We start from the raw sequence: 26,559 nt of genomic DNA, 5'->3' as shown, positions 1-26,559 counted from the left end.
CGATTCGATGAAGTACGGGCAAGAGCGCGGTACTGGAGGTCGCGCCCAGGGGCGTACGCGTCAACGCGCTGCGCCCCGGCCTGATCGAGACTCCGATGATCGCCACGATGGACCCCGCGACCGAACCCATGAAGTCGCTCCTGGCGGCCCATCCGGTGGGCAGGATCGCCCAGGCGCACGAGATCGCGGACGCCGCGGTCCGGCTGTGCTCCGAAACGACCCCGCAGCAGATCGGCGTGCCGGACAACCCGCGCCCAGTGGGGGTTTGTAAAGGGGCCCACGCAGGGGCCCACGCACTCGCCCGCATCCGACGGCCCCCTCCTCGGCCACCACTCAAGGAACACCCATGAGCAGAAGCGCACCCGCGTTCAGCGAGTCAAAGCCCCTGGAAGCCAGGAAGAACGCGACCAGCACCGCGATCGGCCGACTGCTGGGGCTGCCGGCCAAACGGAACAAGGTACGTGTGGAACGGGCCGTCAACGTGCCGATGCGGGACGGGGTGACGCTGCTCGCCGACCACTACATCCCCGTCACCCATGAGCCCGCACCCGCCATCCTGATTCGTTGTCCCTACGGCCGGGGATTCCCGTACGACCTGATGACGGGCCTGCCCTTCGCCGAGCGCGGCTACCACGTCCTGCTCCAGAGCACCCGCGGCACCTTCGGCTCCGGCGGCACGCACAGGCCGGGCGCCGACGAGCCCAACGACGCGCAGGACACCGTCGCGTGGCTGCGTACCCAGGACTGGTTCGACGGAAGGCTCGCGACGGCCGGCGGCAGCTATCTCGGCTTCACCCAGTGGGCGCTCGCGATGGACCCGCCCCCCGAACTGACCGCGATGGTCGTGATGATCGGCGTACACGACCTCGGCCTCGCCGGCTACTCGCAGGGTCCGCTGGATCTGTTCAACATACTGAGCTGGTGCGATCTGCTGTCGCACCAGGAACAGGTCGGCCCGATGCGGGGCCTGCTCAGGATGGTGCGGGCCGAACGGCGACTGGCCCCGGTGCTGAACCGGCTGCCGCTGCGCGGCGCGATGGACGACACCAGCGGCAAAGCCACACCGTGGTTCGACGAATGGGTCGACCACACGGACCCGAACGATCCGTACTGGGAGCCGTACCGCGTGGCTGACGCCCTCCAGCGAAGCACCGTGCCCACGTTGCTGATCGGCGGCTGGCACGACTTCTTCCTGACCCAGACGCTGCAGCAGTACGAGTCGCTGCGCTCGCGCGACGTCGACGTCGCACTGACTGTCGGCCCATGGACCCATCTCGACGTCGACAACAAGATCGCCATGCCGCAGGCCATCGCGTGGCTGGACGCCCACGCCGCGGGCCGTGCGCCCGTACGCCGTGACGCACCGGTGCGCGTATTCGTGGGCGGCGCCAAGCAGTGGCAGGACCACCAGTCCTGGCCACCCGAGGGCGGCCGGAGGACGACCTGGTACCTGCGGAAGGACGGCAGGCTGGCGGACTCCCCGCCCACCGCGGCATCGAGCACCACGGGCTTCCGCTACGACCCCAAGAACCCCACACCCTCGGTCGGCGGCCGCCTGATGGCGCTCAGCGGCGGCGCGCAGGACAACCGGAAGCTCGAAGCGCGCGACGACGTCCTTGTCTTCACGACGGATCCGCTCACCGCTCCCTTCGAATTCCACGGCGCGCCGGTCGTGGAACTGCACATCACCTCGGACAATGCCGACGCCGACCTGTTCGCCCGGATCTGCGATGTCGACCCAGCCGGCCGCTCGGTCAACGTCACCGACAGGATCGTCCGCTGCACCGCCCAGGACACGGCCCCGGGCCATGTCAGGACGGTACGAATCACCATCGACCCGGCGGCCCACCGGTTCCTGGCCGGGCACCGCGTCCGGCTACAGGTCTCCGGTGGCGCGTTCCCTCGCTTCGCCCGCAACCTCGGCAGCGGCGAGGCCCCCGGGACCGGTACGAAGACCCGAACCACCACGCACCTCATCCACCACGACACGGCGCATCTGTCAGTCCTCACGCTGTAGAGGCAGTTCGACCGGGGAGCCGGACCGTCCGCCGCAGCAGCCGCTGCTGGTGATCCGGCGGCGCGTCAGCTCTGGTCGCGGGCCGCGCCGCCCGCCTCGTCATACTCGGCGAAGACCTCGCGCGCCACGGCGTAGCTGTCGAACGCGCGGGCGACGCCCGCGTAGACGGCCATCTGGATGAAGGCCTCGACGATCTCCTCCTTGGTCACGCCGTTGCGCAGCGCGATCCGAAGCTGGCCGCGGAGCGGCTCCAGGATTCCCAGGCTCGCCGTGATGGTGACGGAGACCAGCGCGCGGGAGCGCAGGTCGAGGTGATCGGTGCGGGGCCAGGCGTCCTTGAAGGCATGCTCGGTCGCGATCCGGGTGAAGTCGTAGGCGTTGGCCGGCTCGGACGGCCGGGGGTCGACGAACGGCGCCAGGCTGAAGCCGAGGATCCGCTCGGCATTGTCCAGGGCGCGGGTGTAGTCGGGGGTGTGCTCGGTCATACCGCGATTCTGCACCCGTACGGCGGGGTGGCAGTGCACCGGAAGCCCCGGAGCGCTGCCACCCCGCCGTCGCATGGTCGCGCGTGAGTTCATGGAACCTGCTGGAGAAAAGGTCGGGTCATCACCCTGGTCCGCCCCGGTAGTCCGCCGACCTGACTGGTGTCGATCCCGTCGGCGCTCAGTCGCCGACCGTGGACGGCAAGACCGCCCACATGCGTGCCACCCGGTCCTTGAGCAGGTTCCTGTCATTAGGCGTGTTCGAGAGAAGAGAACGGAGTGGGGATCCAACTCCGGCACCGCTCCCGCCGACCCCGGCGCGGCCCAAACCTCCCACAAATGATGATTCTATTGCAAAGTCGGGAATAGTGGGACTATTTAGGGGTCGTGGGGTTAGCGTGGGTTCGTTGTCCGATCCGCAGCCGAGTCGCTGGAGCCTCAAGGGGATAGGTCAGCAAGTCGTAAAAGGGTAAGGGAACGTGCTCATGACTGAAGCTGCGCAGGAATTCGACTTCGTGGTGGTGGGGGCCGGAACGGCGGGTTCCGTACTGGCGGCGGGTTTGTCGCGGGACCCGTCCGTCGAGGTGCTGCTGATTGAGGCGGGACAGGCCGAAGGGCCTCCGGCGATGTCTGTTCCGCACGCCTGGCCCAGCCTGTGGGGGAGTGAGGTGGACTGGGGGTTCCAGACCGTCGCACAGACGGGGCTGAACAACAGGGAAATCGTCTACCCGCGCGGCAAGGTGCTGGGAGGCTCCAGCGCCATCAACGCGATGATGCACGTACGCGGCCATCCCGCAGCCCTCGACGCGTGGGAAGTCCGCGGCTGGGAATCCGCCGATCTGCTGCCGTACTACCGACGCAGTGAGCACACCCAGGGACTTGACCCTGCCTACCGGGGAACCGGAGGGCCCGTGCGCCCCAGGCCCGTGGACGTCCCCCACCCCGCGGCCCAGGCGGCCTTCGAGGCATTCAGGGACCTCGGCATCCCCGTATCGGACGACATCAACGGTGCGGACCCCGAGGGCATCGCCTGGACGGAGCTCACCGCGGCCGACGGGGTCCGGCAGTCCGCCGCCGACGCCTACCTGACACCCGCCGCCGGCCGCCCCAACCTCACCCTCGCCACCGACACCCTGGTGGTGGGGCTGACCTTCTCCGGCGATCGGTGCACAGGGGTCCGCTACGTCAGAGGCGGGGTCGAGTCCGAGGCGAGGGCCACCCGCGAGGTGGTGCTGAGCGCCGGAGCTGTCGGCTCGCCGCACCTCCTGCAACTGTCCGGGGTGGGACCTGCGGACATGCTCCGCGAGCACGGCATCGAGGTCGTCCAGGATCTGCCCGCGGTCGGCGCCCATCTGTCCGACCACCCTGTGGGAGCGGTCACCTACGCGGCGGACATGACCCCCGGCGACAGCAACCACATCGATGTCTTCGCCGCCGTACGCAGCAGCGAGGACATCTCCCGGCCGGACCTGCACATCCTGTTCATGGACGTGCCGCTGGCACCGCCCGACCTGGCCAGTGGCTACACCATGGTTGTCGGCCTGCTGTCGCCGTACAGCCGTGGTTCCGTCACCCTGGTCTCGGGAGCCCCGGATGTCGCGCCCGCCATCGATCCCGGCTTCCTCACGGACCAGCGGGACGTCGACCGCATGATCGCCGGTCTGCGCCAGGCACGCCAGGCAGGCAGCGCGAAGGCCCTCCAGCCCTGGCGCGACCACGAGGTGCTCCCCGGTCCGGCGCTGCAGAGCGACGACGACCTGCATGCCTACCTGTGCGAGGGGATCATTTCGTACGGTCATACCGGGGGCACGTGCCGGATGGGGACTGACGCCGCCGCGGTGACCGACGAGCACCTGCGAGTGAAGGGGATCGAGGGCCTACGGGTCGTCGATGCCTCGATCATGCCGACGTTGCCCGAAGCCAACACCAACGCGACCGTCCTCGCGATAGCCGAAAAGGCCGTGGACCTGATAACCGGAACCTCACCCGCTTCGTGACGCCGCCCCTTGCACGGCCAACCCGCAGCCGCCACGACCGGGTGGGCTCAGCATTGTGTTCAGCCTCGGTGGTCACTCGACCTGCTGAGACTCCCAGGACCGGGGGCAGGTGACACAGCCGCCCTATACACCGCCTCGTGCACCATGTGCGGCGGCCTGCATGACAAACCGTGGCGCCGTACCCGGTCCTGACATGGTCGGTGTTCGGTCTCTTCGTCGTCGGCCGCGTCCGGGTCGCGCAGGGGCCGCTCGCGCCGATGTGGAACAGGTAGCGGCCCAGGAAGTTGACGTGCCGGTCCTTGAGCGGGGAGAGGCGGGCAACGTCCTCGTCCCTGATCTCGTGGCCCTCGGCACGCAGTTGGGCGACGGCGGCGTCCAGGTAGCGCGTGTTCCGCAGCCCGACGGCGTTGAGGACGAGCCCGAGGGCTGCGAGCCGGCCCTCCTGTCCCTCCCGGTACGCCTGGCGGATCCGGCCCCGCCCGCCATCCAGGAGCCCGGTCCAGGAGTGCACCTCGAACGGCAGGTCCGGCAGGTCGATCCTGGGAAGCATCGCCTCCGTGGTGACCTTCAGCCAGGTCAGCAACTCCGGCTCGCCCAGCGCGCCGAGTTTGTCCACCGACAGGCGGGCCCGGCCGCCGCCCGGCACTGCCATCAACGACTGGCCATCAACGACCGGCCGGAACGACCGTGGTCACCCCGGCGTCCAGATGGCTGAGCGAAGCGACGAGCTCGGCGAGCCTCGTGGCGAGCGCGTCGACGCCGCTCACAACCGTCAGCGACTGCTGGTCACGGCTCGGGAGATGGTCGCGGAGGTCGGCGCCGAGAAGGTGACCATGGACGGGCTCGCCGAGCGGGTCAACCTTGGCAAAGGCACCGTGTTCCGCCGCTTCCGCACGAGAGCGGGGATCTTTGACGCCCTGCTGAATGAGGAAGAGCGCGCCTTCCAAGAACAGGTGCTGGGCGGCCCGCCGCCGCTCGGGCCGGGCGCGGCACCTGTCGAGCGCCTGATCGCCTACGGGCGAGTTCGCATCGCCTTCCTGCTCGAACATCACAAGATCACCCGCGCTGCATTGGACGGGGCTCAGCCGGTACCTGCCAGAGGGGCCTCCTGGACGACTGATCCGCCTTGGCGGCAGACGCGTGCCACTGGTGCTCCCACGCGGCGCGCGAAGTACGGACAGGGCGCGATCTCACCCCTGGACAGCGAGTGCCGGACCACACGGCTTCTCGGCGGACGCTTGCTGGGCGTTCACCTCCTCGCCGTGGGCCGTGAAGTATTCCGGGGCGGGGGCGGACCCGGTCTGATCGTCGACATCGCGGTGCAGCGGGCCGCCGTCAGCGCCGGCGCCGGAACGGGACTCCGGCTGCCTCTGCTGAGGCCGGCTCAGCCTGGCCGCGGTTGCCAGGCCGGCAGGGTGGGTCGGCGAGGCTTCGCGTCAATCGCGGACAGGGTGCATGCACGTCTCCGGACCACTTTCATCCAGTACAGGTGTTGACATCGACCGTGTCCGGCGGTCAAGCTGCCTCCGAATCGTGTTAACGATAACATCGATCCCCCGCCCGGGAGCCGTCTCAGGGGCCAGGAGCGCCGCCGGCCTTGTCAGTCCACCAGCAGTCGGCAGGCGAATTTCCCGGGCGCCGTTGTCCGTCCCGTTCCAGAAGGAGACCGTGTGTACCGGCTCGATCCGCGCTATGCCCCCGCCCCGCAGGCCGACCTCAGCACGGGATGGCAAGCGATAGCCGCACAACTCCCCGATGGACCGGCGGTGGTGGCGGTCGAGGGACCGCCCTCCGTGGACTGGAGCCAATTCGGCGATCGCCTCGAACGCGAACTGACCGCGCGTGGCACCCCTGTCATGCTGTTTGACGTACGCGAGCACTACGCACCGCCGGCCCGCATCAGGCACCGTACCGAACGGCCGGAGGACGCGGACGACCCCTACTACCGCAAGCTCGCCGAAAACCCCCTCAACGACCTCTTCGACGCCCTCCCGCGGCCCGCAGTGCCTGAAGAAGGACTGCTCCTTGTCCACGGGCCCGGCTCCGCACTCGTGGAGCACGACCTCCTGTGGTACGCCGATGTGCCGAAGCGGTACGCAGAGGCCGCCGCCGGCGCCGGCGAGACGGGGGTGAATCTCGGCCTGCCGGGCGAGAAGCCCGACTTCAGGCGCCTGTTCTACATCGACTGGCCGATGCTCGACCGGCACCGGGACGCGCTCGCGCACCGGCTCGACGGCTGGCTCGACATGCAGCGTCCGGAACAGCCGACGTTGATCGACGGAGCGGGCTTGCGTGCCACCTACGCGATTCTGGCACGCCGGCCTGTTCGAACGCGCCCCTACTTCAACTCCACTCCTTGGGGCGGCCACTGGGCGCAGCGCGAACTCGGCTTCGACCCCGGCGCCCGCAACACCGCGCTCGGCTACGAACTGATCGCGCCCGAGGCCGGCATCCTCATCGGTCCCGGGACGCAGACCCAAGTCGAAGTGCCGTTCCAGCTCATGTGTGTGCTGGAGCCGGAGAACGTGCTGGGAGCGGAGGTACACGCCCGCTTCGGCACATCGTTCCCGATCCGCTTCGACTACCTCGACACGGTCGGTGGCGGAAGCCTTTCGGTGCACTGTCACCCGAAGGAGCCGTACATGCGTGAGCGTTTCGGCTGGACGTACACACAGCACGAGACGTACTACCTGACTCTCGGCGGCCCTGACACCAAGGTGCTCCTCGGCCTGCGGGAGGACGCCGACGTCGATCTGTTCCGCAAGGAGGTACGGGAGTCCGTCACCGACGGAGTGCCCATGAACCCAGAAGATCACGTTCTGGTCTTCCCCGCCGAGCAGGGACAGTTGTTCATGATCCCCGCGGGTACCCCGCACGCCAGCGGGGCGGGCAACCTCGTGCTGGAGATCAGCGCCACCCCGTACCTGTACAGCCTGCGGTTCTACGACTGGCTGCGGCCCGGCACCGACGGCAGTCCGCGACCGCTGCCGTACGAGCACGGGTTTGCCAATTTGGAGACGGAGCGACGCGGCGAGGCCGTCACCCGTGACCTCGTTCAGGAGCCGCGCACCCTGCGTGAGGGCAACGGCTGGCGGGAGGAGGTCATCGGCGCGCTGGACGAGGTGTTCTACGAGGTCAGGAGGTACGTGCTCGACGCCGGTGCTGAGGCGGACGACGATACCCACGGGCGCTTCCATGTGCTGAACGTGGCAGAAGGCGAGGGCGTCACGGTCCACACGGCCGCCGGAGACCGGCACGATCTGGCGTACGCGGAGACGCTGACCGTTCCGGCCGCAGTTGGGCGCTATACCCTGCGGGCGACCGGTGACGGCCCGGTGCGGGTCGTGAAAGCGCTCGTCCGTTGATTCCCGTCCTGGAAATCGGCGGCACCCATGTCACCGCGGCCCTCGTGGACCTGCGCAACGGTCGCATCACCAGCCGTACCCGCAGGCCGCTCGACCCGCACGGCGCCGCCGAGGACATACTCGACGCCGTACGGCGCTGCGCTGAACCGCTGCCGGCGCCTCCGGGCGCGCGGTGGGGCGTGGCGGTGCCGGGGCCGTTCGACTACGCGGCGGGGATCGCGCTGTTCGCGGGTGTCGGCAAGTTCGACGCTCTGTACGGAATAGATGTGCGAGCGGCACTCCGCGACGGGTTGTGGCAGCCCCCTGGCGACGTCGTATTCGTCAACGACGCTCATGCCTTCCTGACCGGCGAGTGGTTCGCGGGAGCGGCCTGCGGTCATCGTCGTGCTGTCGGCATTACGCTCGGCACCGGTGTCGGCTCGGCCTTTCTCGCCGATGGCAGCATTTGTGGGGACGGCGGCAGCATTTGTGGGGACGGCGCCGGCGTACCGCCCGAGGGGCGCATGGACCTTACCGAGATCGACGGCCGGCCACTGGAGGACACCGTCTCCCGCCAGGCGATCCTTGCCCGCTACGGCGATCCGGCCGCCGACGTGCACGACATCGCCGAGCGTGCCAGAGCAGGGGAGGAACGGGCCCATCGGGTGCTGGACGACACTTACACCAAGCTGGGTGCGGCACTCGGCCCGCGTCTGACGGACTTCGGCGCGACCGTCCTGGTCGTCGGAGGCTCCATCTCCCGCTCCTGGGACCTCGTCGCTCCCGCTCTGCGCATCGGACTTGTGACCGGAGGCTGGGCACCGGACGCCGCCGCCCTCGGCGCCGGCCCGCGGCCTCCGGCCGGCCCTGCCTCTTCCGATCCGCGTCGCGTCTCGGCGGCCGTTGCACGGCATACTCGTGCGATGAAGCCCGCCAGCACAGACGGGGAGGCCGCACTCATTGGCGCGGCACGCGCGGCACACGCGGCGACCGCTTGAGACCGACGAAGGGAGGCACGGCCGGCATGCCCGACACACGTGGGTCGAAAGACGCGCAGCCAACCGTGCGTGACGTCGCCGAGCGTGCGGCGGTCAGCGCCATGACCGTCTCCCGGGTCTTGCGCGACGACCCGAAGGTGCTGCCGGCCACGGCCGCCCGCGTACGCGCGGCCGTCGCCGAACTCGGCTACCGCCGCAATGAAATGGCTCGCAGCCTGCGCTTGGGCAGCGGCACCGGCCTCATCGGCCTGGTGGTCACCAACCTGGCCAACCCCTTCTACTCACGGCTGGCCCTGGGGGTCGACTCCTTCGTCGCCCAGCACGGCCTGAAGACCGTGATCGGCAACACGGGCCAGGACCTCGACAGCGAGCGCGGCCTTGTTGAGGACCTGGCCGTCCGTCGTGTCGACGGGATCATCGCCGTACCCGCCGGTGCCGACCAGCGGCACTTGGCCACTGCCGCAGCCGAAGGCGTGCCCGTGGTGATCGCCAGCCGTCCACCGGAGGGCTTCGCTGCCGACTGCGTGCTGGTCGATGACTACGGCGGCGCTCGCGCCGCGACTGAACGACTGCTTGCCTGCGGACACCGCAGGATCGGCTTCCTCGGCTCACCGCCTGCTGTTTACACCAGCACCGAGCGGTTGCGCGGCTTCGCCGACGCCCTCGCCGCAGCGGGTCTGCCCTACGACCCCACCTACATACGCCAAGGACAGCAGCAGACCGGCGAGGCCGCTCAGGCGGCCGCGGAACTGCTCGACCTGCCAGAACCGCCGACCGCCCTGTTCTGCTCCAACAACCGCAACACCATCGGCGCCTTCCGCGCCATCCGCCGCGCAGGGACGACAACCGCACTGGCGGGCTTCGACGACTTCGAACTCGCCGACGCGCTCGGCCTGCCACTGACCATCGTTGCTTACGACAGCGACGAACTCGGCCGGGAAGCCGGTCGGTTGCTCGTCAGCCGTATGAGCGAGGGCACTGCACGTACCAGAGCCGGCGCGACTACCCCGCCCCGGCGCACCGTTGTGCCGACGACGCTCGTGCACTATGGCCCACCGGAGCCCGCGTACGGGCGGTGATCTGCCCCGTGACGGAGACGGAGCGGCGGCACGACCGCGCGGTGACCGGCATGAGCCGAGATCGTCCCGCCGCCATCGCCCCTGGACACATCTCGGATCAGCACCGCAAGCGCGACCAGGCTCATTTTGTGGCTCCTGCCCAGCCTCGTGTTTGCGGCCGAACAAGGTCCTCCCGGACTGACTCCGAGACTCTCGTACAGCGGGTGCTTACGTTCGGGTGGCGCGGCGAGGAGTCGGTCTTTGATGTCGCCCAGGCTGGTGACGATGCGCTTGATCTGCTCTGTCGTGAGGGGCCACGGAGTGCGTAACCGCGCGGGGTGGGACGGGACTTCCGCTCCAGGTGCGGCTTCGTTCGCCGCGCGGGCAGGTGCCCGGGCCGACGGGTGAACCCGGTACGGATCTTCTCAACGGCCCGGTCCGGCAGCACGATGCCTGGGCCGGGCGCGGCATTCGGTTGGTCGGGCGCGGGGAGCCAGATGGAGGTCGGCAGAGGAGGGGGGACGGGTGCGAGCGGTGTTTCGGCCGCGAGACGGTGTGGCGGACATCGGCGGGGGGCGCCCGGGGAGTGGGGACCGGATCCGTCTGGTGCTGACGCGAAGTAATGGAGAAGCGAGCGGACCGGATTGTCATCGCCTCCGAGAGTGTGCTCGAACCCCCGGCCGACAGGGGGTTGAGCAGGCAGCCGAGATCTGGCGCTGCCCGCGAAGGCCAGGCCTCCGCGGACAAGGGCTGTGGGGTAGGTGGCGCCGTCAGCAGGGCGAAGACTGCCGACGAGTAGCGAGGCGATCCAGTCGGTGGATCGCCGTAGCGGGTGTCGACTCCTCAAGACCGGGCGGGAGATGCGTGATCCGCCTGGCAGGGCCGTCGTCGCTGGCAAGGGGTGGACGGATGACGGCGCGACGCGGGCCGAGGCGATCAAGGGGCCGCGGTCCCGGACGCCCTGCGCCAGCGCCCAGCCGCTGCCCACGGATCCCGCACGACGACGGGGGCGTGGGGCAAGCGGCTGGGCGGAGTTCGGGACGGGCGGCCGCGTCCTCGGTGTGGTGGCATGTGGTCAGCCGCTGATGTCCACCCATTCGTAAGGGGAGGTGGTGCTGCCGCCGGTCCAGAACCCACCGCCGATGACGTAGGGGTTCCAGACCTCGGCGTATGCCCGCGTCGCATACCAGCCGACCCCGCAGACCGGGCCGCCGTAGGCCAGGAGGGTCGAGGGGCCGGTGGGCCCCCACATGTCGCTGCCCGTCGTGCCGTACGTCCAGTCGGTGCTCCGGCAGGTGGTCCAGGCGCCCTGCGCCTCGTTCCAGAACCGCAGTTCCAGCCGGGACCTGGCCTCCATCACCGCGGGCGTGACGCAGTCGCCCTTGTAGGCATAGGCGTTGGCGTAGGCCAGGTTCCCCGAGAACGTACCCGGGGTGATGTGGTCGATGCCCGCCTGGTCCCCGACACAGTAGGATCCGGTCTGTCTGACCTTGACGATGCCGGTGAAGCTGTACGCCTGCGCCGACTGTGGCAGCGCCACAGTGAGCACCAGCGCGAAGAGGGCGGCCAACGGGCCGAGGAGGAGCGTTTTTCGTCGGGCCATGATGTCCCTTTCCAGTCTGGCGGAGGAGTTCGGGCGCAGTCTGTGAAGACTGGGCAACCCGCGGACACGTCTGATGACGAAGGGAACCTCTGCGCGTGACCGCCGACCGACGTTCTGAAGCCACCGCATGGTTCGCGTCGGGGCGCTGGGCGCAGCCGGTGCCAAGTGGGATGGTGCGGCGCTCTCGGATACCACGTGCCGCGCTTTGAAAGTTATCGTCGAGGCAGATTCATGTCGTGAGTATTCCGGTACTCAGATCCGCCATATGCTGCCTGGCCTGGCCTGGCCTGGCGGGCCGATCCGCGCCCAGCCGCTACCCGGCTCCACATGCCGCTGAGCGGCTCAGCAGCGGCGGTCGCCGCCCCGGCGTGCCGGGCAGCGCGTTCCGTACGGGCGCGGCGCAGGGCGGCGGCCTCGGTCGCCACGGTCTGGCGACGGCGCTCGGCACGGGCCACCTCGTCCGGGGGCGGGCGCGCGAGGCGGATGTATCGAGGACAACGGGACGGCCAAGCGCGTTGGGGCGCCGCTGCCTGCGCCGGGGTGGAGTCTTCTCCGTGGAGGCTCCGGGCGGACCGTCGTGTGCACGCTGGAGCAACTTGCCGACCGCCGCGGCGATTTCGTCTTGAGCGGGATCCGTGACGCCACTCTCGTGCAGTTCACTGATCGCGTTGTTCCAGTGCAGTTCGCCGAACGGGGCCCGGGCTGTGGACAGATGTTTCCAGAACGGGGTGATCCAACCGCCGTGATGGTGTTTCCGCACCCGGATCCGTGTCACGTCGTAGGGGTCGGTACGGACCTCCCACAGATCCTTGCGATCGGTGACTCCCGACGGCTGGCGTCGCAGTCCGTTCAGCTGGGCGTCGTCGTAGACGCGATGGCTGATCTCCACGCCGTTGGCGTTGATGGCCCCTGCAGCTCAGGCAGTGACCACAACGGCTGTACGGCGGCGTCCCGGCCCCGGTGCTCCACCGAGGAGCCGAGGGAGCCCGAAACGTACTGCAGGAGCTGTGTCCCCGCCGTCCCGATCACTCGCTCGATGTGTGGCTTGTCGGTGGAAGTGCCCAGGTGGCCGGGCTGGAAGTCGATGCCGAGCCAACGGCACAAGGAGCGGAAACTGTCCGAGACGAACACCATGCCGTGATCGCAGACCATCGACTCCGGCAGGATCACTGACCGGGCTGCTGCTTGTACGAGGCGCTCGTCGAGTCCGTGGAGGTGGACAAAAGGCGGGACGGACCGGGACATCCGCAGAGCATCCGCCCAGCCCGGCCGGCCATGCTCGATTCTTTTACGGCAGTTTGACCGTCACACAGGCAGGGGCAGTTGGGGAACGGGTCGTGCACTGGCTTTTGCCCTTGTCTCCACTATTGGAGACGTTGATCGTGAGATGCGTTTCGTTGTCCTTCAGCGTAAGCGGAATGGTGACTTTCTGGTTCACCTGCCCCATGTCATCGGGCCTGAGCGAGCCTGAATAGAGTTCCGTGGTTCCCAACTTGCCATCGCTTCTGAAGAGTGACCGCGCGAACGCGGCCACATGATCATTGCGATCGACACCGACCGCGTGGACGGTGAATGTCAGGGAAATATGGGGCCGTTGGCCCGTGAGGCTCACGCTTGTCACGGTGGGCCTGCCGTTCCCGGCAGCGGCGAGGGTGGCGACGAGCAGGGAGGCCACGAGGGCGGCGACATAGGCCGTGCTGCCGAAAATCAGGAGCGTTCTCTGCCGGGCGAAGTACGCGTAGAAGCTCAGAGCGACGGCGGTTATGGCCAGCGCGGGCGCGAGCAGGGTCAGCCACGTATTGTTGTTCAGCGCGACGAAGAGCCTGTCACTGTTCATGCCTAGGACAGTGAGGAGGCCCGCCAGAGCGATGAGCGAGCCCCAGAGGGTGTTTGTCACCTCGCCGAGCGGGTTCTCGTCCTCCGCCGCCGATTGAGCGGATCGGCCGTTGTCCGGGGCCGTTGGATGGTCTCCCATTGCGTCTCCGTCCCCCAGCCGGCGCGGTCACCCATCCTGACGCCGACTCGATGCGGTGACAAGGTGCCCGGCGACTGCTTGACCGGATGGGACGCGGGAGTGGCCCACAGGCACACGCATGGCGCCGACCGACCGCAGGACCATCCACGGCACCCCTGCCCGTTCCCTCCCGGTCTCCCAGATGGCGCGAAGCAACAGCGCGTCGCTGCCGTCAAGTCCCGTAGCGCGTATCACGCAGGTGTCCAGGATGATCAAGGCGGGTCGGCAGCACGCGCCGATCCCGTTGGTGGCCACATCTACAAGCCAAAGGTCAAGGGAAGGAAGATCAGGCCGTGACCTTCGTCTCTGATGTGCTTTCCGGCCGGGTGAGCCTGGAAGACATCGACAGCTACCACGACAAGTGGAATGAATCCAAGGAGGACCTTGGAGAGTTCCATGATTTTCTCGGCCTGCTGTGGCCGGAGTACGCCATGTGGGTCGAGGATGATGACGTACTCCGTTACGTCATCGAATCGCGGCGCAGCGGCGTCGAACTCCGCGACCTTCTCCGCGCACGCGAGGCGGAGGATGCCACAGCGGCGGAGCTGCTGCGGCTGAGCAGCCGTTACAGCGCGGAATGGGAAGCGGTCACGACGTAGCTCGTGCACTCCCCGGTGTCCGGCGCGCCCCAGGGCGTGCCGGACACCGGCAGGAAGGTAAGGCCCCCTCTCGGGCCGTCCGGGACAGGTCTCACGCGCTTGTACGCAGACGATGCGCGCGAGCCGGCGTGAGTCCCTCCGCGCGTCTCCCGGCGTGCGGTGCTGACCGCCCGGATCAACGCGGTCCGCTGGGAAAACCGCGTCCAGGCGCGGCGACCTCGCCGGATCGGTCGGCGATCACCGCTTCGGCCTCGCGGTGAGCAATCCGTGTTCGTGGTGTGCTTCGGACTCGTACGGGGTTGTGCGGCCGTTCGTGTTGGCCTGGAGAACAGCGTGGAGAGGTCGTCGAGGCAGGCCACGCAGGCACCCCAGGCACCCGCCGCACCGGACAGCTGCGCGCGCTCCCTGGCAGGTCCGGGCTTCACTCCGTGGAGTCCGGTCTGGTCGGTCTGGCCGGGCCGGTCGGACCCGCCGGGCCCGCGAGGTGTGCGTCCGCGAGTGCCAGGATTCGTTCGGCTGGCCCGCAGACCTCGCAGGTCCACAGCCGGACCGTACCGTCGTCGTGGGCGGTGACCAGCCGGCGGCTGTCGGGGGTGAAGGCGACGCTCTCCACCGACGCGCCGAACCCGCCGAAGGTGACCGGTTCCGAGGCGGTGCCGGACGGCCAGAGCCGTACGGTGCCGTCCTTGCCCGCGCTGGCAATCCACCGCCCGTCCGGGCTGAACACCACGAACCACGCGAAGCCCTGGTGGCCGTCGAGGACCACCGGATCGCCCGGCCGTTCCAGATCCCAGATCCGTACGGTGCCGTCGCTCCCGGCGGAGGCGATCCTGCGGCCGTCCGGGCTGAAGGCCACGGACCAGACGAAGCCCTGGTGGCTGCGCAGGAGTCGCGGTTCTCCGGCCCGCCCCAGGTCCCAGATCCTGATGACGGCGTCGGTGCCGCCCGCGGCGATCACGCGCCCGTCCGGGCTGAACGCGACGGTACGGAAGAGGCCGCGCGGCGCCCGGAGGACCCGCTCGGAGGGTCCGCCCGCAGCCGGTTCGATCCGCAGCGCGCCTTCGCCGTCGACCCCCGCGATCCGCTGCCCGTCGGGGCTGAAGGCAACGGACCAGGCGCCGCTCTCGTACCCCCGGAGGATCACGGGACGGCTGGTGCGCGTGGTGTCCCAGACCCGTACGGTGCCGTCGAGGCCGGCGCTCGCCACCCGGCGTCCGTCCGGTGCCGCGGCCATGCCGACTATCTCGTCCTCATGACCCCGCAGCACTCGGTGGGTGCCGGTGGCGGTGTGCCAGATCCTGAGCATGCCGTCCTGTCCGCCGCCGGCCACCCGCGGTCCGCCCGGGCGGGCCCCGGAGGAGGTGTCGCCCGACAGGACGGCCGCCGCCCAGACCGGTCCGTCATGACCGCGCAGTACGACGGGGTCGCCAGGTCCTCTGGGATCCCATACACGGACCGAGCCGTCCTCGCTGGCGCTGGCGAGCCAGCGTCCGTCCGGACTGAACTGGGCCGACCAGACGGTCCCCTGATGCCCCCTCAGCACGAGCGGTACGGCGGCGGCCGAGGTATTCCAGACGCGCATCGTCGCGTCGTCGCTGGCGGTGACCAGCCGGGTGCCGTCCGGACTGAACGCCACACCCTCCACCGTACCGTCGTGGCCGCGGAGTACGAGCGGTGCGCCACCGCCGGCGGTGGGCCAGATCCGGGCCGTCCCGTCCACACTGGCGCTGGCCAGCAGAGTTCCGTCGGGGCTGAACGCCAGGCGTTTCACGTCCTGTTCATGGCCACGCAGCACCCGGGGGCCGCCCCGGCCCGAGGTGTTCCACAGCCGTACGGTGCTGTCCTCGCCGCCGCTCGCGACCTGCCGCCCGTCCGGGCTGAACGCCACACCGATGACGGGCCCCTGATGCCCGCGCAGAACGGTGGGAGCGCCGCGGCCGCCCGCGTCCCAGATCCGTACCGTACCGTCGTCGCCCGCGCTGGAGATCCGGGATCCGTCCGGGCTGAACGCCACATTCCACACCGGTCCGCGATGCCCGCGCAGCACCAGCGGCACCCCGCGGCCACGGACGTCCCACACCCGTACGGTGCCGTCGAGTCCGGCGGTCGCGAGGCGCCGTCCGTCGGGGCTGAAGACCGGGCTCCACGCCTCGCTGCGATGGCCCCGGAGCACCGCGGCCGGCTCGTGCCCGGAGACACCGGCGCGGGACCAGCGCCAGATCCGTACCGTGCCGTCGGTGCTGGTGTCGGCCAGCCAGTGCCCGTCCGAGCTGAACGCCACCCCCAGCGCCCGGCCCCGCTCGCCGGGGACCACCGCGATCTGCCGGTCGTCGGCGACGGCCTGCCGCAGTACGGCGTCGGCCTCGCGGGTCGGCGCGGTCCGGTACGCACGCCTGGCCATCGACAGGGCCTGGCGGGGGTCGGCCAGGAGCTGGGCCCTCGCCTCGGCGGCGAGCTGCCGGGAGGTCGCCGTGGCGCGCTCGGCCGACGCGCGGTCCGCCTGCGCCAGTGCCACCCCCGCCAGCGCGCTCACCACCACGACCCCGGTGGCCAGGGCGGCGAGGGTGAACCGGGTGCGCCGCCGGACACCGGCCCGCGCCTGGGCCTCCACCCGGCGCGCGGCCTCCAGGAACGCGGACTCCGTCGTGTTGAACCGGGCGGTTTCGCGGCCGTCCCACCAGGCCAGCCGCGCTCCGCGGTAGAGGAAGCCGGTGTCCCGGCCGTGCTGGTCCCACTCCCGCGCGTCCACCGTCAACCGCCGCTGCGCCCGCAGCAGTTCCTCGTTCTCGGCCAGCCAGGAGCGCAGCCGGGGCCACTTCCGTATCACCGCCTCATGGGCGATGGTCACCCCCTGGCTGTCGGAGGTGACCAGGCGCGCCGCGATCAGCCGGTCGAGTACGGCCGACACCGCCGCGCTGTCGGGGCCGCCGAGGAGTTCGCCCAGCGGCGCGCGGCAGCGGGTGGCCTCGGTGCCGTCGCCGGGCGCGACCAGGCGCAGGACCATCTCCTCCGCGATCCGCTGCTGCGCCGCGTCCAGTTCGCCGTACGCCGCCTCGGCGCTCTGCGCGATCGCGCCGTGCACACCGCCGGCGGCGCGGTAGGCCGCCGCGGTGAGTGCCGCGCCCCGGCGGCGCCGCCAGGTCTCCAGGAGCGCGTGCGAGACCAGGGGCAGCGCGCCCGGCCGGTTCTGCGCCTCCGCCACCACGGTCTCGACCAGTTCGGGTTCGACCTTGATCCCGGCCTGTCTGGCCGGGCCCGTGACGACCTGCCGCAGATCCGCGGCGTCCATGGGTCCGATCAGCAACTGGTGGCCGTCCAGGGCCTGTACGAGTCCGTCGTGCTCGGCGCACCGGGCGTAGAAGTCGGCGCGGATCCCAAGGACGACCCGTACGGCCGGTTCGCCGGTCACGGCCAGCAGCAGTTCGATGAAGCGGCGGCGCTCGTCGGCGTCCTGGCAGAGGGTGAAGATCTCCTCGAACTGGTCGACCAGGATCAGCACTTGGGCGGGGCCCGGGTGATCGGCGACTATCTGACGGACCGTGATCCGCAGGCTCTCCGGACTGTCGCGCACGGTGTCGTGCAGCACGCTCGCCGGGACGCGGAGCAGGTTCGCGAGATGGATCGCGAGTTCCTGCACGGGGTGGTCGCCGGGAGTGAGCAGGACCGTTCGCCAGGTGCCGCCGCCCGTGGCCGATTCCTTGTGGAGCGCCGGCAGCAAGCCCGCCCGCAGCAGCGAGGACTTGCCCGCGCCGGACGCCCCGAACACCGCGAGGAGGGGCAACTCCACCAGCCTGGAGCGCAGTTCGGTGATCAGCGCCCCCCGGCCGAAGAACCGCTCCTCGTCCGCGACACCGAAGGTGGCGAGCCCGAGGTACGGGGCGTCCTCGGTGCCCCGGTCCGGAACGGGTGCCTCCGGGGCCAGTTCGGCGCTCAGCCTCCGCCAGCGCTCCTCCCAGTCGGCGCGTTCGCCTCCGCACGCTTCCGCGTAGGCCAGGGTGACGGCGAGGGTCGGCAGCCGTTCGCCGCCCGCCGCCTCGGAGAGCGCGGTGACCGAGAAGTGGGCGCGCTTGGACAGTTCGCGGTAGCTCAGCCCCGCCGCCGCCCGTAACCGGCGTAATTCCGATGCGAATCGCTGAAGCGGCCCCGCCTCAGGATCCAGCTCACGCTCAGGACGCCCCACACCCCACCGTCCGAACCCAGCCCGACCGACAAGCCGTTGTTTGTCCAGCAGGACACGCCCGTGCTGGACAACCCGGCGGTGACTATACCTGTGGCTGGCGGTGCCGGGGGGTGAACGCCGTGTGCGGCGAATCCGCGCCCCTCGGTCATGACCAAGTGACGAGAGGGCTCATCATGCGGAAACTCAACTCCCTCCTGGCGGCGTTCGCACTCGCCGCCGGAGCCAGCGCCGTGTCGGCGGCTCCCGCGCAGGCGGCGACGCCCACCTGCACGAGCTGGACCACCTACTACGCCACCGGCACGACCGATTTCGTGGTGCATGTCCCCAGCGCGGGTTACCAGACCGGGACGGTCAACTGCCTGCTTCAGCAGGGCAACTACGGTGACGCGGTCACCACACTGCAGCGGGGGCTGCGTTACTGCCGCGGCTACGACATCTCCGTCGACAGGGACTTCGGACCGCAGACCAGGGCCGCGGTCCTGGACACCCAGAGATGGGCGAACGACGCCTTCGGCGCGGGGATCTCCGAGGACGGGGGCTACGGCCCGCAGACCAAGAACTGGATCCAGTTCCCGGTGTGGACCTGGCCGGCCAACACGATGACGAACAAGTGCCAGCACTCGCCCGTCTGACCATGAGCGCGGTCTGACGACGGTGCCCGTATGACCACGGCGCCCGCCCATATGACCACGGTGCCCGTCTGACCACGGCGCCCGTCCGGCCATGAGTGCTGTCCGACCACCAACACCGCCCGACCAGCAGTGCGCGCACGGCTGGTCGGGCGCGCCATTCACCACGGGGGGAAGCCCGCCGGTGGGGTCGCGGTCCCGTGACCCCACCGGCGGGCTTCACGGAGCGCGGTTCACCGTCGCTGTCCGCTCCCGGCCTTTGTCGTTCCGGCTGAGAAGGTGCTTCGACGTGCTGAAATCCAAGAAGTTGACTCTGACACTGATATGGGGGGTGTGCGCGGCGCTGTGGGCCGGTCTGCTGTCCGCACCCCCGGCCGTGGCCGGCGCGCCCCCGTCGGACACACCACGGCTCTCCGGTCGCGGGCCCGCGACCGCCGGGCAGGACGGAACCGACCCGTCGACCGTCTCGCCCGCCCTCCGCGACAAGGCCCTGCCGCGTGGCTGGCGTACCTCCTCCGATCTGGCCTGGACCACGGACGGCGACGCGACCGGCTTCCATCTGCTGGTGGCCGAGGCGCGGACGGGCTACACCTGGCGTACGGCGGCGACTCTGTCCGAGCCCTGGATCGAGAGCGACACATGGGTGGGCAACGCGTGTGTCACCGCGTCCGGCCACCGGGCCGTGGTGGTCTACGCGCCCCGTCACTTCACCAACAGGGCCCATCTCTTCGACCGCGGGGCCTTCGCCGCCGTGGTGGACCTGAGGACCGGCGCGGTGAAGAAGCTCGGCGTCACGGTGTCGCTGGCGTACTACAACCCCGGGTGCGGGGCCGGTGAGAGCGCGGTGCTGACCCAGTCCGCGGTGGTCGACCGGGGCCGGACCCGGCTGCATGTGGTGGACTCCGCGCGCGGCACGGTCGTCCGGTCGCACGAGGTCGCCGGTGAGGTGACGTCCGCGGTCCCGGGCAGGGACGGGATCGTGGCGGCGTCGGGTGCCCGGCTCGTCGAGGTGGGGCGCTCCGGTGACGTACGGACCCTGGCGTCCTCGAAGGGCGTGCCGTACCGGATACATCCCGACGCCGAGAACGGGGTGGTGTTCACCGAACGCCATGGCTCGTCGGCGGTGGTGAAGCGGCTGTCCGGCCCGGCGGAGGTACGGGAGCTGGCTCGCGGGCCGCTGACCGGGGTCAAGGTACGGCCGGGCGGCGGCGGACGCGTGTTCGTCACCGGGACCCCGAGCAGGGTGGGCGACCTGCCGGAGCAGGTCGTACGGCTGAAGGTTCCGGCGGCGGCCGAGGTGTCCACCGCGGGGCTGCTCTCCTTCACCCATGAGGCGCCCGCGCCGGGGGCCAAGGCGGCTGCCGGGGCCGCGCGGCGCGGTACGGCACAGGAGAGTGCCGGGCCCGGCACCGCGGAGGGCACCGTACTGCGCGCCAAGGTGACGGCCACCGGAGCGGCGGTGGACTTCGCGGTCGGCGCCGCCGAGCGTGTCGGCCGGTATGCCGCCCAGGGCAGCGCGCCCAGTCCTGTCGCGCCGACCGCGGGCCCGGGCCGTGCGGCGGGACGCGCCGGTGCCGGTATCGCCGCCGAGTCGTCCAGCGATCCGGTCGACCACGACCGTACCTGCGCGATCGCGCGCAACGACTCCAGGGTGCAGGTGTACCAGCCGCACTGGAGCCAGGTGGAGTGGGCCGCCGACCTGGCGGTGCAGAAGGCCCTCACCACGACCCGGCCCGCGAACTGGAAGCAGTCGGGGATGCCCGCCTCCTGGTCGCCGCAGCAGATGTTCCCGCCGGTGGACCTGGCCGGCGGCGGACGGGTACCCGCCCAGATCCTGCTCGGTGTGCTGGCTCAGGAGTCGAACCTCTGGCAGGCGTCGTTCCATGTCGCCGAAGGGGTGACCGGCAATCCGCTGATCGGCAACTACTACGGGGTGGGGGACGGCTGGGGCATCGCCTGGGGCGAGGCCGACTGCGGCTACGGCGTCGCCCAGGTGACGGACGGGATGCGGCTGGCCGGGCGGCAGAAGCCCGGTGAGACTCCGCTCGCTCCGGAGAAGCAGCTCGCGGTGGGGGTCGACTACGCCACGAACATCGCCGCCGGTCTGCGGATCCTCCAGGAGAAGTGGAACCAGACGTACCAGATGAATCTCCGTGTCAACGGCGGCAATCCGGCCCGTATCGAGTCGTGGTTCGCCGCGCTGTGGGCGTACAACAGCGGTATCAACCCCCAGGCCAGTACGGGCAACACCTCGGGCTGTACACCGAGCCCCACCTGCACCGACGCGGACGGCAACTACGGTCTGGGGTGGACCAACAACCCGGCCAGGCCCGACTACCCGCCGGACCGGGCGCCGTTCCTCGACCACAACGCGTACGACGACGCCCGCAACCCGCAGTGGTGGCCGTACCCGGAGAAGGTCATCGGCTGGGCCGCGTACCCGATCGTCAAGACGACCGGTGGTGACAACTACGAGGCGGGGTACGCACAGGCCTGGTGGAACACCGAGGAGCTGAGGTCCGGGGCCAAGCCGCCGCTGGAGACGTTCTGCTCCCTGCACCCCACCGACGGCAACCGCTGCAACCCCGACAACATCGGCCAGGGCCCCAACCCGTGCACCCGGGCCGACGCGCACTGCTGGTGGCACGCGCCCGTCTCGTGGAAGAACTGCGGGCAGAACGGCGAAGGCTGCGGTCATGAGGCCGACGTCCTCACCTCGCCGGGCACACCGGAGCCGCCGGACGCCGACGCCGCCGGCGCCTATCCCGACGAGCAGCGGTCCCGTTATGCGCCGAGATGCTCGACAGGTCTGCCCGCCGGCGCGCTGCTCATCGACGACGTACCGGACACGGTGCCCGTCGTACGGAACAACTGCGCCCGGTCCTGGACCAGTTCGGGTTCCTTCGCGCTGTCGTTCGCGCAGCACTCCGACGGGCTGTACCACTCGAAGGTCGACTTCCATCAGATCGGCGGCGGATTCGGCGGCCACTTCTGGTTCACCCATTCGCGGAAGGCCGCCGACAGCGCGGCGCGGAGCTGGGGAGTCACCGGGACCTGGACCCTGAACCAGCCGCTCAACCAGTGGGCCCGGGTGCTGGTGCACATGCCCGACCACGGCGCACACACCCAGCAGGCCGCGTACAACGTCCACCTCGGCAACGGCCAGACCAAGAAACGGGTGGTGCTCCAGAAGACACAGCGTCACGAGTGGGTGTCCCTCGGGGCGTTCCCCTTCGCCGGAACCCCTTCGGTGTCTCTCAGCTCCGTCACCGCGGACGGCGACGGCACCCAGGACATCGCCTACGACGCGGTGGCCTTCCAGCCCCTGGCGCAGAAGCCGGCCGGCCAGATCGTCGCGCTCGGCGACTCGTACAGCTCGGGGGAGGGCGCGTCCCAGAACGCGCCGACCGACTACTACCAGGAGACCGACGACAGCGGCACCGGCGGCGCGGCGTACCGGAACGGCTGCCACCGCTCCCGGCACGCCTGGTCCCGGCAGGCCGTTCTGCCCGGCACCTCGGAGTCGGTCGGTGCCCGCGTGGACCGGCTGGACCCGTCGATGGACTACCACCTGCTGGCCTGTTCCGGAGCCCAGACGGAGAATCTGCTGCCCGCCGGGGTGAGCAATGCCTTCGGCGAGAGCGGCAGGGGCCAGCACCGGGAGCTGTCACAGCTCGACCGCGGCTTCCTCGACGCCAACACCACACTGGTCACCCTCAATATCGGCGGCAATGACGCACACTTCGCCGATGTGATGAGGATGTGCACCATCGAGACACCGAATCCGCTGGACTTCTGCCAGTACCAGCAGGTGACCGAACCCTGGCTGGGCGAACCGGTCGCGGGGGACCTCGGACAGATCCTGCCGATGCTCATCAACGGAAAGGTCAAGGAGTCCATCGCGACGGTCCTGCGGAACATCCGCCAGCAGGCGCCCAACGCCAGAATCGTCCTGTCCGGATACCCCCGGCTGGCCCCGCCGCGCGCCATGGACCCGTATACGCGGAACGCCGACTGCATGATCCTGACCGGGCTGAACGAACTGGAGCTGGACTTCCTCAACGATATGAGCGACCTGCTCAACGACGTCCTGCACGAACACGCGGTGGCTCTCTCGAACACCGGCATTCCGGTCTCGTACTCCGACCCGCGTGACGAATTCGAGCTGGAGAACGTGTGCTCGTTCAACGAGACCATTCACCGGATCATTCTCCGCAAGACCGAGGGAGAGGATCCCGGCGCGAGTGCCTCGTCCCAGTCCTTCCATCCGACCGTCGCGGGCGCGCGGAACTACGCCGACGCCTTCGTCAACACGCTGCGTGCCCGGATGGACGGGCAGGGGATGCCCGTACCGCCGAGCAAGGAGGTCGCTGCCGCCGAGCTCCAGGACCTGAGGGGCAATCAGCCCGGCTCGTCCTCGGGCTATCAACGCAGCCTGTTCCAGCACTGGCTCACCACCGAGGGCCCCTGCGAGGTACGGCACGCGGTGCTGCGGAGGGACGGTACGGGCCTCACCCCGGCAACCGGTTGTCCCGTGACAGCAGGCCAGTGGTCCAGTCCGTACGACGGCACCGCGCACACCAGTCCAACGACACTGACCATCGACCACGTTGTCTCGCTCAAGGAGGCCTGGACGTCGGGCGCCAGCCGCTGGACACCCGAGCAGCGGCGGACCTTCGCCAATGACCAGGAGCACTCACAGCTCCTGTCGGTCTCGGTGAGCAGCAACTCCTCCAAGGGGGAGCGGCCGCCGAACGTCTGGCTGCCCGCGCTCTCGCACTGGTGCACCTACGCCCGATCGTGGATCCACACCAAGCACATCTACCATCTGTCGGTCACCGACCCCGAGTACGACACCCTCGCCGAGATACTCAGCACCCGCTGCTGAACCAGGCGGCCGGCCGCCCGAGCACACGCTCCTCGGGCGGCCGGCCTTGTAGAGGTCACAACCGGTTCGCTCGCCTTCACACAGTGAATCCGTCGAGGGTGCTGTACTGACCGGACAGCTTGGTCACCACGATGGTGTGTCTGCCCGAGGAGAGCGGACCGGACGTGTACACCGCGACGTTCGCATGCCGTACGCCGTCGCTCGGAAGTGTGCTGACGACCTGCTGCGGTCCGCCGTCGATGCTGATGCCGATGTTTCCCTGGTCGGTGTTCTGCTCGCCGTACACCGTGACTTTGGTGCCGGTGAAGGTGAGCGACGCGGTCGACCCGTTCGCCGTCGCGTAGTGGACATCGTTCTGGTAGTCGCCGTATGAGCGGCCGCCCGCGTACGCGAATCCGTTGTAGGTGATTGTGCTGTCGTCGTCGTTGAGCCGGATGGATCCAGGGACCTGCGGAGTGACGGAGATCTGCCCGGCCGAGGTGCCGGCCGGAATCGGGACGATCATGAATCCGCTGGACAGGCGGGTCACATTGGCGACCGGGGTGGTGCCGATGTAGACCGGCGTTGCCGGGCCGAAGCCCTCGCCGGCGACGAGGACCTCCGTCGCGTCGGCCGTGGGCGACACGTAGAAGATTCTCGCGGGGACGGAGAGGACCGGCGTGAAGGAGCCGGAGCCCGTGCCCGCGGCGCGCAGCAGGGCGCTGGGAAGATCGGCCGGCTTGGGGGTTGCCGGGATGGTCGTGTTCCCACTCGCGTGAGTGTCGACCGGCTGGGCGCACGGGTACGACTGGATGCCGGCGGAGAAGTAGTTGCCGGTGATCCAGAAGTGGCCCGTCGGGCTGCAGCCGCCGTGTGCTTTGTCACCGGCGCGGAAGGCGATGTTCCCCTGCCAGTTGATCCATTCCGAGCCGGCGTCGTTGTAGTAGGTGAAGTTGGTCGTGGGGCCGTTGTAGGCGATGTTGCCGGTGACCTGAAGGCCCTTGGCCAGAGTCCGCACCGGGTCGATCGTCGTCCCGTCCGCCTGGTACACGTACTGCGCCTGGTGTCCCTCGACGTAGACGGCGCCGCCGTCACTGCGGACGGACAGGTAGTCATGGAGGATGTTGTTGCTGATGGTGTTCGAGCTGTTGATGTTCGTGGTGTTCTGCGGGGTGCTCGCCTGGTTGACGTGGCCCTGGATGACTCCGGCTGTGATGCCGGTGTAGGGCAGGTCGTACAGGTTGTTCCGGGTGATGGTCGTGTGCTGCGAGAACAGCAGGGTGATGCCACTGGCCGAGGAGTAGTCGGTACCGATGTGATGGATGACGTTGTCCGCCACGGTGGTACCGGTCAGGATTTCGTTGGTGCCGATCGCGGCGGTTTCATTTGCTCCGTTGGGGGTGCAGTTCTGCTTGATCCCCGCGGCGTCGGCCGGGTTGGTCGGCAGCGGGTCGTAGGTGCAGCCGAGGAGGATCGCGGTGGAGGCGATGTCGGTGAACTCGTTGCCCTGAATAAGGGTGTTGGCCGCTCCGTACATCACGCCCAGTCCGGCTCCGCCGAGTCCGGTGAAGCGGTTGCCGGTGAGCGTGATGTTCTTGGAACCGGTGAACGAGACGTTCGCCAGGGGCTGGGTCAGCGATCCCCAGGGGCAGCTTCCCGCGGGGTTGGAGAACGTGCACATGCCCTGGTTGTTCGCGCCGGTCATCCGCAGATTGCTCTGCACGTCGGCGAACCCGGAGCCGGCGGAGGGAGCGTTCCAGGTCGCGAACGAGAACTGAAGACCGCTGAAGGTGATGTCATGGATGGGCGCGGCGAGAGTACCGGCGCCCTGGACCAGGGTTTCGAGGCGCGGCAGTTCCACGTCGAGGGCGGACATCTGCTGGCCCGGGGAAGGCTTGTAGTACAGCGTGCCGCCGGCGCCGTCCAGGAACCACTGCCCGGAACCGAGCAGGGTCTGCGCGTTCTCGACGCGCGCGGGCATCGTGTGGGGCGACATGGACGGCAGGCCGCCGCTGGCTTGGGCGTAGGACGCCCGGGCGGTCACATTGGTCCAGCACGGCTGGCTCATCCTCAGCGTTCCGGCCGCCGCGGAGAAGCTTGCCACGCGGCACCTCGACTCGGTCCACGGTCCGTTGCCACCGGGGAAGGCGAACTCGACTCCCGCCACCTGGCTTGCGGTCAGCGAACCGAACCACGCCATCGCCGCCTGGTCGCCGGAGATCGTGTAGCCCGTCGACGTACCGGTCCACGAGCCCCGGAATCCCAGGCTCGCCGGGGTCGCCTGTGCTACCGGGGCCTTATGGCCGTCGATGTACAGCTGACGGCTGTTGCTGGTGCTGGGTACCGGAGCGGACCACACACCGCTCGATCCGCGCTGCGTCCAACCGGTGACCTGTGAGGCCCCCGAGATCACCGGATGAGCCCCTGGCGCGGACCTCCACACCACCGGGTGGCCCGGCGTGCCCGAGTCCGCCGGGCCGAGGGACCAGGTCCTCGACAAGCGGTACACACCGTCGGCCAGCAGTACGGTGACGTCCGCCGAACCCTCTGCGAGATGGGTTCGAACTGCGTCCTGGGCACCGGACAGGGAACACGGGGCCGAGGAGGAACAGGTCGAACCCGCCCCGGACGGCGACGCGTAGAGCGTCACGGAGGGCGCGGCAGCGACGGATTGAACTACGGGTGCCGTCAGAATCAGACCGAGGGCTGCCGCGATCGGGCCTACGCGGCGCAACAGCCTCCGCGTGAACGAACCTTGTGGTGACACGGGT

At 69.6% G+C, this 26,559-nt stretch carries 14 protein-coding genes and 2 pseudogenes; 10 read left to right on the top strand and 6 right to left on the bottom strand.

What is annotated here, in order from left to right; genetic code table 11:
• The first annotated feature begins 32 nt into the window (after window positions 1-32).
• Both ACFU9P_RS33985 and ACFU9P_RS33980 read left to right on the top strand, forming a co-directional pair.
• Window positions 33-350: an SDR family oxidoreductase gene (locus ACFU9P_RS33985; RefSeq protein WP_384088568.1), complete on the top strand. Its 318-nt coding sequence runs from the start codon at window positions 33-35 to the stop codon at window positions 348-350.
• Window positions 347-2,017, top strand: a complete 1,671-nt coding sequence (locus tag ACFU9P_RS33980; protein ID WP_384088521.1) for a CocE/NonD family hydrolase — start codon at window positions 347-349, stop codon at window positions 2,015-2,017. The genes ACFU9P_RS33985 and ACFU9P_RS33980 overlap by 4 nt, the downstream gene beginning before the upstream one ends.
• Before the next feature lie 65 nt (window positions 2,018-2,082).
• Here ACFU9P_RS33980 and ACFU9P_RS33975 read toward each other — a convergent pair whose 3' ends face one another.
• The gene (locus ACFU9P_RS33975) at window positions 2,083-2,502 is read right to left on the bottom strand and encodes a carboxymuconolactone decarboxylase family protein (protein ID WP_384088518.1); all 420 of its coding nucleotides are present in this window, start codon (window positions 2,500-2,502) and stop codon (window positions 2,083-2,085) included.
• A 482-nt stretch (window positions 2,503-2,984) separates the two neighbouring features.
• On the opposite strand from ACFU9P_RS33975, the gene ACFU9P_RS33970 reads away from it, so the two are divergent.
• Entirely contained in the window at window positions 2,985-4,496 is a 1,512-nt protein-coding gene (locus ACFU9P_RS33970) for a GMC family oxidoreductase (protein WP_384088515.1), read from the top strand.
• Between the two features lie 262 nt (window positions 4,497-4,758).
• Here ACFU9P_RS33970 and ACFU9P_RS33965 read toward each other — a convergent pair.
• Window positions 4,759-4,989: pseudogene (locus tag ACFU9P_RS33965) on the bottom strand (Tn3 family transposase); the annotation flags it as partial.
• A gap of 214 nt (window positions 4,990-5,203) precedes the next feature.
• Here ACFU9P_RS33965 and ACFU9P_RS33960 point away from each other — a divergent pair.
• The 4 genes and pseudogenes from ACFU9P_RS33960 to ACFU9P_RS33945 all read left to right on the top strand — a co-directional run.
• Window positions 5,204-5,611: pseudogene (locus ACFU9P_RS33960) on the top strand (TetR/AcrR family transcriptional regulator); the annotation flags it as partial.
• Between the two features lie 555 nt (window positions 5,612-6,166).
• Window positions 6,167-7,861, top strand: coding sequence for a class I mannose-6-phosphate isomerase (locus tag ACFU9P_RS33955; RefSeq protein WP_384088512.1), 1,695 nt, complete (start codon window positions 6,167-6,169; stop codon window positions 7,859-7,861).
• Window positions 7,858-8,838: an ROK family protein gene (locus ACFU9P_RS33950; RefSeq protein ID WP_384088509.1), complete on the top strand. Its 981-nt coding sequence runs from the start codon at window positions 7,858-7,860 to the stop codon at window positions 8,836-8,838. The genes ACFU9P_RS33955 and ACFU9P_RS33950 overlap by 4 nt, the downstream gene beginning before the upstream one ends.
• A 26-nt stretch (window positions 8,839-8,864) precedes the next feature.
• The gene (locus tag ACFU9P_RS33945; protein WP_384088506.1) at window positions 8,865-9,917 is read left to right on the top strand and encodes a LacI family DNA-binding transcriptional regulator; all 1,053 of its coding nucleotides are present in this window, start codon (window positions 8,865-8,867) and stop codon (window positions 9,915-9,917) included.
• A 1,054-nt stretch (window positions 9,918-10,971) separates the two neighbouring features.
• Here ACFU9P_RS33945 and ACFU9P_RS33940 read toward each other — a convergent pair.
• On the bottom strand, window positions 10,972-11,499 hold the full coding sequence (locus tag ACFU9P_RS33940) for a hypothetical protein (protein ID WP_384088503.1): 528 nt from the start codon (window positions 11,497-11,499) through the stop codon (window positions 10,972-10,974).
• Window positions 11,500-12,787: 1,288 nt separating this feature from the next.
• Entirely contained in the window at window positions 12,788-13,474 is a 687-nt protein-coding gene (locus ACFU9P_RS33935) for a hypothetical protein (protein ID WP_384088500.1), read from the bottom strand.
• 332 nt (window positions 13,475-13,806) lie between these two features.
• On the opposite strand from ACFU9P_RS33935, the gene ACFU9P_RS33930 reads away from it, so the two are divergent.
• Window positions 13,807-14,112 carry a hypothetical protein gene (locus ACFU9P_RS33930; RefSeq protein ID WP_384088497.1) on the top strand — a complete coding sequence of 102 codons (306 nt, stop codon included), beginning with the start codon at window positions 13,807-13,809 and terminating at the stop codon, window positions 14,110-14,112.
• Window positions 14,113-14,533: 421 nt separating this feature from the next.
• Here ACFU9P_RS33930 and ACFU9P_RS33925 read toward each other — a convergent pair whose 3' ends face one another.
• Window positions 14,534-18,292, bottom strand: a complete 3,759-nt coding sequence (locus tag ACFU9P_RS33925) for a helix-turn-helix domain-containing protein (protein WP_384088494.1) — start codon at window positions 18,290-18,292, stop codon at window positions 14,534-14,536.
• 173 nt (window positions 18,293-18,465) lie between these two features.
• Here ACFU9P_RS33925 and ACFU9P_RS33920 point away from each other — a divergent pair, with 173 nt between their 5' ends.
• Both ACFU9P_RS33920 and ACFU9P_RS33915 read left to right on the top strand, forming a co-directional pair.
• Entirely contained in the window at window positions 18,466-18,924 is a 459-nt protein-coding gene (locus tag ACFU9P_RS33920; protein WP_376385624.1) for a peptidoglycan-binding protein, read from the top strand.
• A gap of 286 nt (window positions 18,925-19,210) precedes the next feature.
• The gene (locus ACFU9P_RS33915; protein ID WP_384088490.1) at window positions 19,211-23,809 is read left to right on the top strand and encodes a DUF1524 domain-containing protein; all 4,599 of its coding nucleotides are present in this window, start codon (window positions 19,211-19,213) and stop codon (window positions 23,807-23,809) included.
• Window positions 23,810-23,885: 76 nt separating this feature from the next.
• On the opposite strand, the gene ACFU9P_RS33910 is transcribed toward ACFU9P_RS33915, so the two are convergent.
• On the bottom strand, window positions 23,886-25,892 hold the full coding sequence (locus ACFU9P_RS33910) for a hypothetical protein (protein WP_384088487.1): 2,007 nt from the start codon (window positions 25,890-25,892) through the stop codon (window positions 23,886-23,888).
• Window positions 25,893-26,559 lie beyond the last annotated feature (667 nt).

The organism is Streptomyces sp. NPDC057617 (assembly GCF_042800555.1).
GTDB lineage: Bacteria > Actinomycetota > Actinomycetes > Streptomycetales > Streptomycetaceae > Streptomyces.
Note: the sequence above shows the minus strand (reverse complement) of the source record. Positions and strands in the feature narration are given on the sequence as shown.

Coding starts and splice junctions, on each gene's coding strand:
- ACFU9P_RS33920 (WP_376385624.1), top strand. CDS start 18,466: ATGCGGAAACTCAACTCCCTCCTGGCGGCGTTCGCACTCGCCGCCGGA.
- ACFU9P_RS33975 (WP_384088518.1), bottom strand. CDS start 2,502: ATGACCGAGCACACCCCCGACTACACCCGCGCCCTGGACAATGCCGAG.
- ACFU9P_RS33980 (WP_384088521.1), top strand. CDS start 347: ATGAGCAGAAGCGCACCCGCGTTCAGCGAGTCAAAGCCCCTGGAAGCC.
- ACFU9P_RS33945 (WP_384088506.1), top strand. CDS start 8,865: ATGCCCGACACACGTGGGTCGAAAGACGCGCAGCCAACCGTGCGTGAC.
- ACFU9P_RS33935 (WP_384088500.1), bottom strand. CDS start 13,474: ATGGGAGACCATCCAACGGCCCCGGACAACGGCCGATCCGCTCAATCG.
- ACFU9P_RS33970 (WP_384088515.1), top strand. CDS start 2,985: ATGACTGAAGCTGCGCAGGAATTCGACTTCGTGGTGGTGGGGGCCGGA.
- ACFU9P_RS33940 (WP_384088503.1), bottom strand. CDS start 11,499: ATGGCCCGACGAAAAACGCTCCTCCTCGGCCCGTTGGCCGCCCTCTTC.